The following is a 13,998-nucleotide window of genomic DNA, read 5'->3' as shown; positions in this document are numbered from 1 at the left end:
GGACCGGCTCGCCCCTCAGACCATGACCGATAGCAGATCGTCGACGCTGCCGGTCGCAAAGGCGGTGTATTGGTCGCCGATGGCATAGGGCAGCAGAATGTGGCGCTTATGGAGCAGTGCGCCGCAGCTATAGGTGACGTTGGGCACGTAGCCGCCGCGCTGCTCCGCCGACGGGAACAGGATCGGCGAATGCGTGCGCGCAAGGACCTTGGCTGGATTGTCCTTGTCGAGCAGACATGCACCCACGCAATAACCCCGGACCATGCCGACCCCGTGGGTGAAGACCAGCCAGCCCTCGTCGATCTCGATCGGTGAGCCGCAATTGCCGATCTGGACGAACTCCCACGGATATTGCGGGCCCATGATCCGCATTCCTTCATCCCAGATGTGAAGGTCGTCGGAATAGAGCAGCCACAGATTCACATTGTCCTGCCGCCCGATCATAGCGAAACGGTCGCCGATCCGACGTGGAAACAGGGCCATGCCCTTGTAGCCCGAAAGGCGGCCGGTCAGCGGCCGCATCTCGAAACTCTGTTCGTTGATGCCGCGCAGCAGCTCGCACCGGGCGGTCTGGCCGTCAAAGGCGGTATAGGTGCCGATGACGCTGCGCACGCCGTCATGATCGGTGAAATGGACCAGCCGCAAATCCTCGATGCCGCTTCGCTGGCTGGGCAGGATCGGGAAGATCACGGTTTCGGAGATGTCCTGGCTGTCGTCGGCGCGCATCCGGACCCATTCGCCGTCCTCGCTGTCGATACGCGGAGGAACACCCTGCGAACTGGCCGGATCGACGGTCAGTCCCGTCGCGCCGTCCCAGGTGCCGGTGCGAAAGGTGACGGACGAGATGTGCCCTTCTCCGACGCCGCGCAGCGACAGGAGGAAGCGGATGCTCTGATCGTCCGGGTCCTGGTCGGGCAGGGTGACGATGCTGGGATTGAACAGCGCGGCGGACTCGAACGCATATTCCTGGCTGAAATAGGCCCCCAGCAGCAGGCGGTCGCAATCCCTCTCGACCCCGATGTCGCCGATGTCCGCCTTGATCTGGTCGAAACGGCGGAGGAACACATTGTCGACATTGCGGTGACGCTGCCTCATCGCGTCATGGAGCAGGTCGAGCATCCGGTCGCGCGTCGCCGGATCGAGCGCCATGACGTGCCGGGCGACGCATTCGGCCCGGCTGGGCTTGCGGTCGAACGCCTCGGGATAGTCGAAGCGGAACGGGCGGATGACGGTACGCGAGGGATCGGGCTTCAGTTCGACATCGAGCTTGGTGAAGACATCTGCGGCATTCATGCGCTTTTCGCTCCTGTGCGTCCATGGGGGGGCTGACCCGTCTGTCCGTCCAGCGCTTGGGCGCAGTCTTGCGTTCCGTTTCGTTTCGTTGCCTTAGAAGGCGATCTGGACGCGGCCGATCAGTGTCTGGCCATGATCGTTCGCGCCGCCGAGCTGGGCGGGGTTGGCGATGGTCCAGTCGATCGCGTTCAGCTGTAGCCGGACGAAATTGTTCAGATACCAGTTGATGCCCAGCGTCAGTGCGGTTCCCCGTCCGGCGGTGGGATTGTCGCTGTAATCCAGCTCCTCGTAACGGGTGGCCAGCTCGATCGCGCCGCGCCCGCCCGAGGTGAAGGGACGCAGGACCTTGGGGCGGCTCCACACGCCGCCGCGCGTCAGATAGGGCGGGGTCTCGCCGGTCAGGAACCAGCCCGCCTGCACCGCCCAGGCCGATTGATCGGTCGCGGACCCTGCGCGGTTCTCGATCCGCCGCGTGCCATATTCGCCATACGCCCAGAGCGACTTGTGGAAGGTGCCCAGCTCGAAACCATAGCCTGTGCCCGCCGTCGCGCCGGTGAAGGTGCCGGGCGGAATCCGCAGATTGTCGTTGAAGAAGCCGCCGACCGCGATGCTGCGCGTCGGGCGGGTCGCGTCGGCGGCGATCGTCTCGCGAAAGCCCCAGATGCCCAGATGGAACAGCCAGTCGGCGGTCTTGACCGGGTTCCAATGCGCGCGCCCCGCGATGGTCAGGCCGTCGCTTTGCGTGCCCGGATTGCTGATGTCGTCACCCGACACCTGCACCCCGACATGCCAGCCATCGCCATAGACGCGGGCGGCCGTGCCCAGCCCGAAAAAGCCGCGCACGGGAATAATTCCCTGGCCGACGAAGTTGCGTTCGAGAAACGGGACCGAGATGGTGCCGCTCGACCCGTCCAGCCCGCGATCGTTCAGCCGATTGCCCAGCGCGAACTCGGCCTGCTGTCCCAGAAAGCCGGTGGTCCAGGCAAGATAGGCGGATTTGATCGCCGGGTCATTGTCGGCAAAATCGCCCTCCAGCAGATAGGAGAGGTGCGGGCCGATCGATCCCTCGAAGCCCAGGCGCAGCGAGCGGGCGGTGGTGGCGGTGATGTTCCGGTTCGGGAGCGCGCTGCCGGTCGTGGCGGCGGCGTCGACCAGGATGCGGCCGCGCGGCCGGAAGGAGAAGCGGCCATCCGCGCTCGTAAATTCGGGCGTGCCCTTCGACCAGTCGACATGCACGCCTTCCTTCTGCGCCTTTTCGATCCGCGCCAGTCGCGCGTCGAGCGAGGGCGGGTGCGCGTCGCTGGGTAGCGACTGGCCGAGCGGCGCGGGCGTCCGGGCCGCCTGCGGGGCCTGCGCCGCAATCTGCGGCGGGACGGAGGGATGCGCGTCGCTGGGCAGCGGCTGGCCGAGCGGGGCGGCGGCGAGCGCCTGGGGCTTGCCGCCTTCGACCGCCGCCAGCCGGGCTTCCAGCCGCTCGATCTGCGCCTGTTGCTGTTCGACGAGGCGGGTCAGGCGCGCGACATCGTCATTGCGTTGTGTGGGGGCGGGGGCGGGGGCGGGGGTGGTTTGCGCGGCGACCGGCAGCGGCGCGCACAGGCCGATCGCGAGCAGGGCTCCACGATACATTTCGGCATCCTCTCAGGGGTGGGCGAGAGGCTTCTTGGCCGCCGCCTCGAATTGTTCAGGAAGGGAAACCGCCGCACCCCCTTCGGGAGTGCGGCGGTTCGGGGATCAGTCGGCGCTGCGGCGCATGCGCGACCCGATCAGCAACGCGAGCAGCGAGAGCAGCGCGGCGGCGGCGCACCAGGCACCGGGGATCGCCTTGTCACCGGTCGCGCCGATCAGCGCGGTGCTGATCGCCGGTGTGAAGCCGCCGAAGATCGCGGTGGCCAGGCTATAGGCCAGGCTGAAGCCGACGGTGCGGACATGCGCCGGGATCGCCTCGGTCAGGTACACGATGAACGCGCCGTTATAGGTGGCATAGATGGCGGCGAGCAGAAGCTCGACCGTCAGCAGTCGCCCGAAGCTGGGCGCGGCGACCAGCCAGCTCATCAGCGGATAGGCGAGCAGCGCGCCGAGCAGCGTGGCGGTGATCAGGAGCGGCCGACGCCCGATCCGGTCCGACAGCGCCCCCATGACCGGCAGCAGAACGAAGTTGGTGACGCCGACGCAGGCGGTGACAAACAGCGCGGCACCGGGGGTCAGCGACAGCACCTTGTTGCCGAAGGTCGGGGTATAGGCGGTGATCATGTAGAAGAAGACGGTCGTCATCACCGCCATCAGCGCGCCCTGAAGCACCACGCCCCAGTTGCTGCCGATGGTCCGCATGATCTGCGACAGCGGCGGATGCTCCTTGCGCTTCAGGAAGACTTCGGTTTCCTCCATGTGGCGGCGGATGACGAACAGGAAGGGGATCATCACGCAACCGATGATGAACGGAATGCGCCAGCCCCAGGCCTGCATCGTCTCGGGCGACAGGCTGGTCGACACGATCAGGCCGATCAGCGCGGCGAAGACGACCGCGGCCTGCTGGCTGGCCGACTGCCAGGAACAGAAGAAGCCCTTGCGGTTCGGCGGCGCGATCTCGTTCAGATAGACCGACACACCGCCGACCTCGACGCCCGCCGACAGGCCCTGGACGAGCCGTCCGAGCAGGATGATGACGGGTGCGGCGACGCCAATCTGTGCATAGGTGGGCGTCACCGCGATGGCGAGCGTGCCCAGCGCCATCAGGCCAAGCGTCAGCAACAGGCCCTGCCGCCGCCCATGCTTGTCGATATAGGCGCCCAGCACCAGCGCGCCGACCGGGCGCATCAGGAAGCCCGCCCCGAAGGTCATCAGGGTCAGCATCAGCGAGGCGAACTCGCTGCCGGTCGGGAAGAACGCCTTTGAAATGTAGGTGGCGTAATAGCCGAACACCATGAAGTCGAACATCTCCAGAAAGTTGCCGCTGGCAACGATGAAGATCGACTTGAAGGCGGACTTGCGGCGCTCGGCCGAGACCGGGGATGCGGTATCGGCGGCGGCGGGGAAGGGCATGGTGGAGGTGTTCATGGCTTGGCCTTTTGCGAGGCGGGTTCCAATCCGCTGTCGCGGATGATCGGATAGGCTTTGGGCGAGGACAGATAGGCGATCAGCGCGCGGGCCTCGGCCTGACGCGGCGACCAGGCGACGACGCCAGCCGAGAAGGGCGTCACCTTCTGCAACGAGTCCGGGATCAGCCCGACGATGCGGATGCCCTTGACCGTCTTCAGCTCGCTGAGCTGTTGAAAGCCGATCTCGGCCTGGCCGGTGGCGACGATCTGGCCCACCGGGGTGGCGGGGATCATCCGGCCCTTGGGGCGCACCTGATCGGTGACGCCCAGCCGGTCGAGCATGGTCGACTGGATATAGACGCCGGAGGCGCTGTCCGACCATGCCACCGACTTGGCGTTAACCAGGGTCGAGCGCAGCGCATCGGGAGTGGAGATGTCGGGGGCAGGGGCTCCCGCCTTCACCGCCATGGCGATCTTGGACAGGCCCAGATCGACTTCGGTGCCCTTCGCGACCAGACCCTGATCGGCGAGCTTGTCCAAGCCGCTGCGCGCGAGGATGACGACATCGGCGTCCTCATGCCGGGCCAGCCGGTTGGGGATCGCCTGGGGCGTGTCACCCATCGAGGGGCCGTGCTCGGCAACGATATGGACGCCGGTGTCGCGCTCATATTTCGCCGCCAGCGCGTGGAAGGCGGCGGTGAAGCCGCCCGACGTCACGACGTGAAGTTCGCGGACTTTCGCGGGCTTCGTATCGCGGGCGAGGGCGGGTGCGCTGACGGCGTTGAGCCCCAGCAGCAATGCCAGCCCCAGCGCGGCGCGGCGGGGCATCACGGTTCGGAACCTTGGAGATCGGGCTTTCATCATACCTCTCTTCTGGCCGTCCCGCTCGCTCGCGGGTTCTAGTTGTTGCATTGTCTTGTCGTGGCAGGGGCTTGAGCCATCGTGCCTCACGCGGCACTAAGCCTCACGCAGGGCGCGTCGATCAAATGCAATGATCGGTCCGCTTGATGCGTTTCGTGCATATATTGGGAGCGGATCGGGTCTTGCGCGTCTTGCGGCACCTTTATGTTCAGATGCTGATCGGCATCGTCGCCGGGACGCTGATCGGCGTGCTGGCCCCGGCGTTCGGACGCGAGCTGGGGCCGCTGGGCATCGCTTTCGTAAAGGCGATGCGGATGATGGTGCCGCCGGTGCTGTTCTGCACCATCGTCGAGGGGATCGTCCGCCACGGCGCCGCGCGCGACACGGGCGCCACGGTGCTGCGTAGCCTGATCGTCTTCCTCGGCATCACCATCGCCGCGCTCGCCATCGGGCTGGGCGTCGCGGCGCTGATGCAGCCGGGGCGCGGGCTGCCGCTGCCGCCATATGGCGAGGCGGTGGCCGAGGTGGAGCGGCAGCTGGCCGGGCGGCACATCACCGGGCCGGGCGATTTCCTGGTACGGATCGTGCCCGATACGCTGTTCTCCGCCTTTACCGCGGGCGATGTCCTGCCGGTATTGTTCGTTGCCGGGCTGGTCGGGTTCGGCCTGCTCCGCATCGGTGAGGCGGGCGCGCCGATCGTGCGCGGAATCGAGGCGCTTACCCGGCTGCAATTCGCGATCTTCGGCTTCCTGATCCGCGCCGCGCCGGTGGGGGCGTTCGGGGCGATCGCCTATACGGTCGGCACCTATGGCGTCGGGTTCATCGGCTCGCTGGGGCTGTTGTTCGCGACACTGGCGCTGGCGTGCGGGCTTTTGATCGCTGCGCTGGTCCTGCTGGTGTGGATCACCACGGGGATTGGCGGCGGCACCCTGCTGCGCGTGTTCCGCGACGAAATCCTGATCGTGCTGGGCACTTCTTCGACCGAGGTGGTGCTGCCGCGCCTGATCCTGAAGCTGGAGGCGCTGGGCGTGCCGCGCAGCGTGGCGGGACTGACCGTTCCTCTGGGCTATTCGCTCAATCTGGCGGGCACGGCGGTGTACCTGGTCGTCGCGACCCTGTTCCTGGGCGAGGCGCTGGGCATCGCGCTGACGCCGGAGCGGGTTGCGGTCTATCTGGGCGTGATGCTGATCACCTCCAAGGCGGCGGCGGGGGTGACGGGCAGCGGATTCTCGGCGTTGTTGCTCACCCTGTCGCTGCTGCCCGATATTCCGGTCGGGGCGGCGGCGATGCTGATCGCGGTCGACCGTTTCCTGTCGGAGATCCGCGCGCTGACCAGCGGCACGGCCAATGTCTCCGCCTCGTTACTCGTCGCGCGCTGGGGCGGGACGCGGTTCGGCGGCCCAGGCATCGGTGAGCAGCCCCATCAGCCGTGACGCGGCCGGGGACAGCGTGGCGGAGCTGCGGCGCAGCACGCCGATGGTGCGCGTGACCTTGCCCCCGCGCAGCGGCCGCCAGACCAGATCGCGCGCATCCGGCCCCTCGCACGCCAGGCGCGGCAGCACCGAAGGACCCAGTCCCGCCTGCACCAGCGCCAGCGCTGAGGTCAGCCGCGTCACCTCATAGAACCAGCGCAACTCGATGCCCGCACGCGCCAGCCCGGCGTCGAGCGCGGTCCGGTTGCCGCTGCCCGGATGGACCGTCACCAGCCGCAGCCCCGCAAGATCGCTCCACGCCGGATCGGCAAGGCCGGCCAGCGGATCGTCCTTCCGACAGACCAGGCCATAAGGATCGTCGGTCAGCGGCTCATAGACCATGTCGCCATCCGACGAGACGGGCAGGGTGATGGCGAACTCGGCCTGTCCCGTCCGCACCGCCTCGGCGCATTCGGTCGCCGACAGATCGAGCACGCGCACCCGGACGTTGCGATAGTCGCGGCCTAGCGCTTCCAGCACGTCGGGCAGGAAACGCACCGTCGCGCTGGGGATGCTGGCGATGGTCAGCCGTCCCGCCTGCCGCTCGCCCGAAGCCATTATGCCGAGCAGCGATTCGTCCAGTTCCTCCAGCAGACGGCGGAGCAGCGGCAATATCTCCTTGCCCGCCGGGGTCAGCCGCACCGTCCGCGTCGTCCGCTCCAGCAGGGGCGTGCCGACCGTCGCCTCCAGCTTCTGGACGCGGCGGCTGATCGCGGGTTGCGACAGGTTCAGCTGCTCGGCGGCGCGCAGGAAGCTCTTGCCGTCCGCAATCGCGACGAACACCCGTATGTCCAACAGCTCGAAATTCATGGAAGCCATGAGGGACGGTAACAGCACCGACAGGCGCTAGGCCAGCCGCCGCCTGCCGCACGTTCGACCGACTCGCCGCAAAGCCCGCATATTTCTGCGCGACGCGTCCGGATTTTTTGGTTAGCGTCGCTGTCGCTGATTCCGTCTTCGATCGAGTAAGCTGTATGCGTTTTACCACGCTTTCCCGTCTTCTCCTGATGGGCATTGCGACCTGTTGCGCTATTCCCTCCCCGGCCTCCGCACGGTCGCTGGAACTCGTCGAGCTCCAGCGCGACATGAACGCGCTGCTGGCTGGCCGGTCGGGTGAATATGGAATCGCGGCGATCGATTTGGACGGCGGCTCGACCGCGATGGTCAATGGCGAAATCCCCTTTCCGATGGCGAGCACGGTCAAGCTGGCCATTGCGGGCGCCTATCTGGCGGAGGTGGACCAGGGCCGACGCAGCCTGAACGACATGGTCAACGGCCGCACCGCCGCCAAGGCGATGGAGGCGATGATCGTGCGCAGCGACAATCTGGCGGCCGACCAGATGTTCGCCACGCTCGGCGGTCCGGCCAAGGTCCAGCAATGGGTCTTGTCGCACAATATCAGCGGGATGCGGGTCGACCGCACCATCGCGCAGCTGCTGCGGGAGCGTGGGCATCTGGCCGATATCAAGGATGTCGCCACGCCGGTCGCGATGGTCCAGCTGCTGAGGATTCTCGACAGCGGGACGGCACTCTCCAGCCAGAGCCGGGCCTATCTGCTGGGCCTGATGCGCCAGTGCCGGACGGGCACCCGCCGCATTCGCGGGCTGCTTCCGGCCGGGACGCTGGTGGAGGACAAGACGGGCACGCTCGACGGCATCACCAACGATGTCGGGTTCATCACCATGCCCGACGGCCGCCGCGTCGCGATCGCCGTCTTCGCGCGGGGAGGGCGGGATCGCCAGCCCGTCATCGCCGAGGTTTCCCGCATGATCTACGACCGTTTCGCCGACAGCGTCCGCAATGCGGTCGCCGCCTTCATGCGGTTGCGGTGAACGGCTGGGTTATGATTGTCGAGGCGGGGCAGAGGGATAGCGGGCCTATCATGGTGCGCGCATGAAGAGCCCCTGCATCAGCATATGCCGTTTCGACGGCCGCACCGGCTGGTGCGTGGCGTGCGCCCGGACCCTGCCGGAATGCCGGGAGTGGAAAAAGGCCCCGCGCCCCCGGCTTCTGGCGATCAGCAAGGCACTGCCGGCGCGGCTGGCCAAACTGGACGCGCGCGGTATCCGCGTGGTCGAGGATGCGTGACCATCCTGCCATGACCGCCCCATAGTTCAGTATCTTGTCACGTTTGCCTGCCATCATCTTCCATCAAGGATCGCCGATGCGTCTTCCTCTCGCCCTTCTCCTCGCCTCGGCCGTCGCGTTTCCGGCGCAGGCGGCGGTGCATCGTTATCTCGGCCTGACGATGGCGCCCTCGGGCAACGATGTCGCCGCGATCGAGCCGGGCGAGAACAACCATCCCGGTATCGTGGTGCGTTCGGCGCGCGACGGACGCGTGGTGCGGCGGATCGATCCTTGCACGACGTGCAGCTATTCGGGGCTGACCTATGCCCCGCAGGGCGACGGCCTGGCCTTTCTGGCGCGGGACGGCGGCGTCGCCACGCTGATGATCGCGCGCGGTGACACGGTACGGCCAGTCGCGACCGTCGAGGGCCTCGCCTCGACCCCGCGCTTCTCGCCCGATGGCAAGCGGGTGGCGATGCTCATCACACTGGGCGCGACGAAGGATGTCGGTGCGACCCAGGCTGGCGCGCGGCAGGTCGGCGAGATCGGCGTCGCCAATGACGAACAGCGCCTCGCCATCGTGGCGGTCGGGGAGGGGGCACCCGCCAAAGCCGTGCCGCTGTCGCCGCAGGGGCGCTACATCTACGAATATGACTGGACGCCCGATGGCTCGGCTTTGGTCGTGACCTCGGCGCTGGGCAATGGCGATGCGAACTGGTGGGTGGCGACGCTCGACCGGGTGGATGCGACGACCGGCGCGGTCACGGCGATCGCCAAGCCCGCCACCCAGTTGAACATGCCGCGCGTGTCGCCGGATGGAAAGACCGTCGCCTATATCGGCGGGCTGATGAGCGATTTCGGCTCGATCGGCGGCGATGTCTGGACGGTGCCGCTTGCCGGGGGCACGCCGGTCAACCAGACCAAGGGCCAGCCGATGACCTTCACCGCGTTGACATGGACGAAGGGCGGCTTGCGCGCGGCGACGTTGCGCAACGAGCAGATGGGGGCTGTCGCTCTGACGCCGGGCCAAGCCCCGCGTCCGCTTTTCGCCCGGCCCGTGGGCCTGTCGGCCGGGGACGGCAAGATCGCATGGAGTGCCAAGGGCGACATGGCGGCCAGCGTCGTCGAGGACTTCACCCATGCACCGGCCGTCTATGCGGGGCGCGCGACCGATCTGCGCCAGATCACCCATGACAATGACGCCCAACAGCCCGCCGTTCAGGCGCGCAGCGTGACCTGGACGAACGAGGGCTTCACCGTGCAAGGCTGGCTGTTGTCGCCGCTGACGGCAAAGCCCGATGCCAGGGCGCCGATGATTGTGCAGGTCCATGGCGGCCCCAGCGCCGCCAGCACGCCGCGCTTCATCGAAAAGGGATTGGCCAGCGCGTTCGAGGATGCGGGCTATTACCGCTTCCTGCCCAATCCGCGTGGCTCCTATGGGCAGGGCGAGGCCTTTACCGCCGCGAACAAGCGCGATTTCGGCGGCGGCGACCTACGCGACATTCTGGCCGGGATCGATGCGGTCGAGAAGCTCGCGCCGATCGACGACGCCCGGCTGGGGCTGACCGGCTGTTCGTACGGCGGCTTCATGGCGATGTGGGCCAACACGCAGACCAATCGCTTCAAGGCGATCGTGGCGGGGGCGGGCCTGTCCGACTGGGTCAGCTATTACGGGACCAACGGCATCAACACTTGGATGATCCCGTTTTTCGGCAAGTCGGTCTATGACGACTATCAGGCCTATGAGGATGTCTCGGCGGTCTATCACGTCAAGACGGCGCGGACCCCGACCTTCATCTATGTCGGCGAACGCGATATCGAGGTGCCGCCCACCCAGTCGGTCGAATGGTGGAATGCGCTGAAGAGCCAGAACGTGCCGACCAGCCTCATCATCTATCCCGATGCCGGACACTGCGTGCCGACCCAGGCCCCCGACGTGATGAAGCGACAACTGGCATGGTTCGGCAAATATCTGGGCCAGTCATCCGCTAACTAACGTATTATAAGGCCGAAACTGTCGCGCACGGGGCAGTTTCGGCAAGGGGCGGGATCGGCGTCCGGGCTATTCTCGACAGGCAGCATGGTGCTGCATGTCGAGAGTATCACCGATGACCGCTTATGACCCCAAAATGGCGAACGACTTCCGCGATGGCCGCGCCTCGCTCATGTCGGATACCGTCCGCGCGCTCAGCTTCGAGCAGCTGGAAACGCAATATGACGGCGCCGCCCACACGCTCTGGACCGCGATGCGCCCGCGTGCGCGGCCCAGCTTCAATCCCGATCTGCTGAGCGATTTCGAGCGCTGGCAGGACGGGATCGTGCAGGCGGTCGACAGCGGCACGCTGCCGATCCGCTATCTCGTGCTCGGCTCGCGCTTTCCCGGCGTATTCTCGCTGGGCGGCGATCTCGACCTGTTCGCGCAGGCGATCCGCGACCGCAACCATGACGCGCTGGCACGTTATGGCCATCGCTGCGTCCGCATCCTCTATCGCAACATGCGCGGACTGGAACGGCCGATCATCACCATCGGCCTGGTCGAGGGGGACGCGCTGGGCGGCGGGTTCGAGGCGCTTCTGTCCTTTCACGTCGTCATCGCCGAACGCGGCACCAGCTTCGGTTTGCCCGAGACGATGTTCGGCCTGTTCCCGGGCATGGGGGCGCATTGCTTCCTGTCGCGGCGACTGGGCGCGGCGCGGGCCGAGCGGATGATCCTGAGCGGCCGAACCTATAGCGCCGAGGAGCTTTACGAGATGGGCCTGGTCCATGGCCTCGCCGAGCGGGGCGAGGGGCGGCACATGGTCGCCGACTATATCCGCCAGAACGAGCGGCGGCACAGCGCCCATTGCGCCATCTACGAGGCGTCGCGGGCGGTCAATCCGCTGCCGCTGGAGGAGCTGGAGGCCGTGGTCGACCTCTGGGCCGACGCCGCGTTGCGGCTGACCGAGGGAGACCTGAAGCGGATGGAACGGCTGGTCGCCGCGCAAAGCCGTTTGCGGGACAAGGCCGTAGCCTGATCAACCGGCCCCGGGCAGGCGAACCGCTTGTCCGGGGCTTCGCTCCCCGATGGCGGCCTCGGCGAACAAGGCGGCCACCTCCGCGGCGGGCATCGGCTTGGCCAGCAGATAGCCTTGCACCGCGTCGCACCGCGTCCGGCGCAGCTGGTCGAGCTGGGCGGGCGTCTCCACTCCTTCGGCCACCGTCCGCATGCCGAGCTTGGCGGCGAGTTCGACAATGGTCTGCACGATCGCGATCGAGGCGGGGTTATGCTCCAGATCCATTACGAAGGAACGGTCGATCTTCAGCGTCTGGAACGGAAACTGGGTCAGATAGCTGAGCGAGGAATAACCGGTCCCGAAATCGTCCAAGGTCGTGCACACATCGATCGCGTTCAGCGCGGTCAACGCGGCGACCGAGCGTTCGACATCATCGAGCAGCACCGTCTCCGTCACCTCCAGCGTCAGCCGTTTCGCGGGCAGGCCGCTGTCCTTCAGCGCCCGCGCGACCATGACGGTCAAATCCTCGGTACGCAGTTGCACGGGCGAAAGATTGACCGCGACCGTCGCACCCGATGGCCAGGTGCTTGCGGCCTGACAGGCCTGCTCCAGAACCCAGGCACCGATGGGCACGATCAGCCCGTTTTCCTCGGCGATCGGGATGAACTCGGCCGGGGATACGGGGCCGAATTGCGGGCTGTGCCATCGCAGCAGCGCCTCGCACGACGCGATGCTGTTTTGGGCCAGGCGGAAGATGGGTTGGAAGAGCAAATGGAACTCGCCCCGTTCCAGTGCCCCGTTCATCGCGGCCGCGAGCTGACGGCGGCGCTCGATCTTCTCGTCCATGACCGGCTCGTAGAACAGCACCTGGCCCCGGCCGCTCTCCTTGGCGCGGTAGAGGGCAAGGTCAGCATTCTTCAACAGCGTGTCGGCATCGCCGCCATCCTCAGGTGCGATGGCGACGCCGATCGAGGTGGTGGTGTGCAGCATATGCCCGCTGAACGGCACCGGCTGGCGCACCAGATGGAGAATGGTCGCCCCGATCTGGTCGACGACGTCATTCTGCGAGACATGGCACAGGACGGCGAATTCGTCGCCGCCCAGCCGGGCGACGATGCCCTTTTCGCCGAACTGCGCATTCAGCCGCCGGGCGATGGCGACAAGCAGCGCATTGCCCGCCAGATGCCCGAAGGAGTCGTTCACCTCCTTGAAGCGATCGAGATCGAGCCAGAGCAACGCGAGCTTGTCGCCGGATTGCGCCAGACCTTGGAGGCGCTGCTCGAACTGCTCGTGAAAGGCCGTACGGTTGGACACGCCGGTCAGGTCGTCGCGCCGGGCCATGCGCGCATGATGCTCGGCCAGCGCGGCCTTCTCTTCCGAGGCGACGGTGGCGCGCAGGATCGCGGCATAGGTCTGCTGCGTAATGTCCATCATCGCGATGACGAAGAACAGGATCACCGCCGCCATCAGTGCCTTCAACGGGCTCAGCGGGATCAGCAGCCCTATCGCGAGCGGCAGGGAGGCGCAGCAAAGCTGGGACAAGGCGATCAAAGGCCGCCCGGCATTGCGCCCCGCAATCCCCGCCGCATAGCCGATGGCGGTCGTGACGGAGAGGAGGTGCAGCACACCATTGTCGGTCCGCGTCAGCGTCAGCAGGCCGAAGAGGCCCAGCAAGGACGCATAGCTCAGTGCGCCCAAGCGGTAGCCTCGTTCCTGTTGCGGAACCGAGGTGGGGCGGCTCGACAGTGCGTCGCCGATACGGATCAACCCCACCAGCCCCACGGCGATGGCGCATATGATCAACCAGTCGTCGCCGCTGCAGATCGCGACGACCGCCGCAATGGCGCTGCTGCTCAGCGCGCCGATGACCAGCGAGCGAGGCGAGGCGTAGAGCGACTCCACCAGCACGGCCCGAACCCGCGAGGAGATCTGGCTGTCGGCCTGTCGCAATCGCATAACCCGGGTGATTAGGCGTTTCATATCAATCTCCTGCGCGATGACTATCGTATCCACCCGGCGTGTCGATAGAGCTATGCTAGGTTCGTGATGCCATTGCGCGGTCCTGAGAGCCGTAGCGTCAGGGCTTATAAGGCAGGGCGTGGGGCAGCGGGGGAGGCTAGGGTGGCGATGTTACGTTGCGGCGCAAGAAAAACGACATTGATGTGAAAAATGTTGTTGACCCTCTGATCGACCCGGCCTAGAGGGGTTTCACCGCAGCGGTGGTCGCAACGACTGACCGGTGCAGCTACGACAGATCGGCGCACTTGAGGCCCTGGG

Annotated in this window: 11 protein-coding genes; 5 read left to right on the top strand and 6 right to left on the bottom strand. The window is 66.6% G+C overall.

What is annotated here, in order from left to right; genetic code table 11:
* Window positions 1-15 precede the first annotated feature (15 nt).
* The 4 genes from ASF14_RS05030 to ASF14_RS05015 all read right to left on the bottom strand — a co-directional run bounded on the left by ASF14_RS05030 (window position 16) and on the right by ASF14_RS05015 (window position 5,156).
* Window positions 16-1,293: a glycoside hydrolase family 130 protein gene (locus tag ASF14_RS05030; RefSeq protein WP_056432562.1), complete on the bottom strand. Its 1,278-nt coding sequence runs from the start codon at window positions 1,291-1,293 to the stop codon at window positions 16-18.
* A gap of 93 nt (window positions 1,294-1,386) precedes the next feature.
* A complete protein-coding gene (locus ASF14_RS05025) occupies window positions 1,387-2,919 on the bottom strand; it encodes an OprO/OprP family phosphate-selective porin (protein WP_056432559.1) in 1,533 nt (510 codons plus the stop codon).
* 105 nt (window positions 2,920-3,024) lie between these two features.
* The gene (locus ASF14_RS05020; protein WP_330218773.1) at window positions 3,025-4,347 is read right to left on the bottom strand and encodes an MFS transporter; all 1,323 of its coding nucleotides are present in this window, start codon (window positions 4,345-4,347) and stop codon (window positions 3,025-3,027) included.
* On the bottom strand, window positions 4,344-5,156 hold the full coding sequence (locus tag ASF14_RS05015) for a substrate-binding domain-containing protein (protein WP_082442083.1): 813 nt from the start codon (window positions 5,154-5,156) through the stop codon (window positions 4,344-4,346). The genes ASF14_RS05020 and ASF14_RS05015 overlap by 4 nt, the downstream gene beginning before the upstream one ends.
* Window positions 5,157-5,335: 179 nt before the next feature.
* On the opposite strand from ASF14_RS05015, the gene ASF14_RS05010 reads away from it, so the two are divergent.
* The gene (locus ASF14_RS05010) at window positions 5,336-6,622 is read left to right on the top strand and encodes a cation:dicarboxylate symporter family transporter (protein WP_056432557.1); all 1,287 of its coding nucleotides are present in this window, start codon (window positions 5,336-5,338) and stop codon (window positions 6,620-6,622) included.
* Here the strand turns inward: ASF14_RS05010 and ASF14_RS05005 are convergent.
* Entirely contained in the window at window positions 6,551-7,471 is a 921-nt protein-coding gene (locus ASF14_RS05005; protein ID WP_236696933.1) for a LysR family transcriptional regulator, read from the bottom strand. The two genes, ASF14_RS05010 and ASF14_RS05005, sit on opposite strands and share 72 nt — an antisense overlap.
* Window positions 7,472-7,635: 164 nt before the next feature.
* Between ASF14_RS05005 and ASF14_RS05000 the strand changes: the two genes are divergently transcribed.
* The 4 genes from ASF14_RS05000 (at window position 7,636) to ASF14_RS04985 (ending at window position 11,742) form a co-directional block, all read left to right on the top strand.
* Entirely contained in the window at window positions 7,636-8,493 is an 858-nt protein-coding gene (locus ASF14_RS05000; protein WP_082442082.1) for a serine hydrolase, read from the top strand.
* Window positions 8,494-8,554: 61 nt separating this feature from the next.
* Window positions 8,555-8,749, top strand: coding sequence for a DUF1289 domain-containing protein (locus ASF14_RS04995; protein ID WP_042491430.1), 195 nt, complete (start codon window positions 8,555-8,557; stop codon window positions 8,747-8,749).
* Between the two features lie 76 nt (window positions 8,750-8,825).
* On the top strand, window positions 8,826-10,724 hold the full coding sequence (locus tag ASF14_RS04990; protein ID WP_056432771.1) for a S9 family peptidase: 1,899 nt from the start codon (window positions 8,826-8,828) through the stop codon (window positions 10,722-10,724).
* Window positions 10,725-10,836: 112 nt separating this feature from the next.
* Complete coding sequence (locus tag ASF14_RS04985; protein WP_056432545.1) at window positions 10,837-11,742, top strand: crotonase/enoyl-CoA hydratase family protein; 906 nt, start codon at window positions 10,837-10,839, stop codon at window positions 11,740-11,742.
* On the opposite strand, the gene ASF14_RS04980 is transcribed toward ASF14_RS04985, so the two are convergent.
* Window positions 11,743-13,701 (bottom strand): putative bifunctional diguanylate cyclase/phosphodiesterase, encoded by a 1,959-nt coding sequence (locus ASF14_RS04980; RefSeq protein ID WP_156361046.1) that lies wholly within the window; start codon window positions 13,699-13,701, stop codon window positions 11,743-11,745.
* Between the last annotated feature and the right edge of the window lie 297 nt (window positions 13,702-13,998).

It is taken from the genome of Sphingomonas sp. Leaf257 (genome assembly GCF_001422185.1).
GTDB lineage: Bacteria > Pseudomonadota > Alphaproteobacteria > Sphingomonadales > Sphingomonadaceae > Sphingomonas > Sphingomonas yabuuchiae.
This window is presented reverse-complemented; position numbering and strand designations above follow the sequence as displayed.

Coding starts and splice junctions, on each gene's coding strand:
- ASF14_RS05030 (WP_056432562.1), bottom strand. CDS start 1,293: ATGAATGCCGCAGATGTCTTCACCAAGCTCGATGTCGAACTGAAGCCC.
- ASF14_RS05025 (WP_056432559.1), bottom strand. CDS start 2,919: ATGTATCGTGGAGCCCTGCTCGCGATCGGCCTGTGCGCGCCGCTGCCG.
- ASF14_RS05020 (WP_330218773.1), bottom strand. CDS start 4,347: ATGAACACCTCCACCATGCCCTTCCCCGCCGCCGCCGATACCGCATCC.
- ASF14_RS05015 (WP_082442083.1), bottom strand. CDS start 5,156: ATGCCCCGCCGCGCCGCGCTGGGGCTGGCATTGCTGCTGGGGCTCAAC.
- ASF14_RS05010 (WP_056432557.1), top strand. CDS start 5,336: ATGCGTTTCGTGCATATATTGGGAGCGGATCGGGTCTTGCGCGTCTTG.
- ASF14_RS05005 (WP_236696933.1), bottom strand. CDS start 7,471: ATGAATTTCGAGCTGTTGGACATACGGGTGTTCGTCGCGATTGCGGAC.
- ASF14_RS05000 (WP_082442082.1), top strand. CDS start 7,636: ATGCGTTTTACCACGCTTTCCCGTCTTCTCCTGATGGGCATTGCGACC.
- ASF14_RS04995 (WP_042491430.1), top strand. CDS start 8,555: ATGAAGAGCCCCTGCATCAGCATATGCCGTTTCGACGGCCGCACCGGC.
- ASF14_RS04990 (WP_056432771.1), top strand. CDS start 8,826: ATGCGTCTTCCTCTCGCCCTTCTCCTCGCCTCGGCCGTCGCGTTTCCG.
- ASF14_RS04985 (WP_056432545.1), top strand. CDS start 10,837: ATGACCGCTTATGACCCCAAAATGGCGAACGACTTCCGCGATGGCCGC.
- ASF14_RS04980 (WP_156361046.1), bottom strand. CDS start 13,701: ATGAAACGCCTAATCACCCGGGTTATGCGATTGCGACAGGCCGACAGC.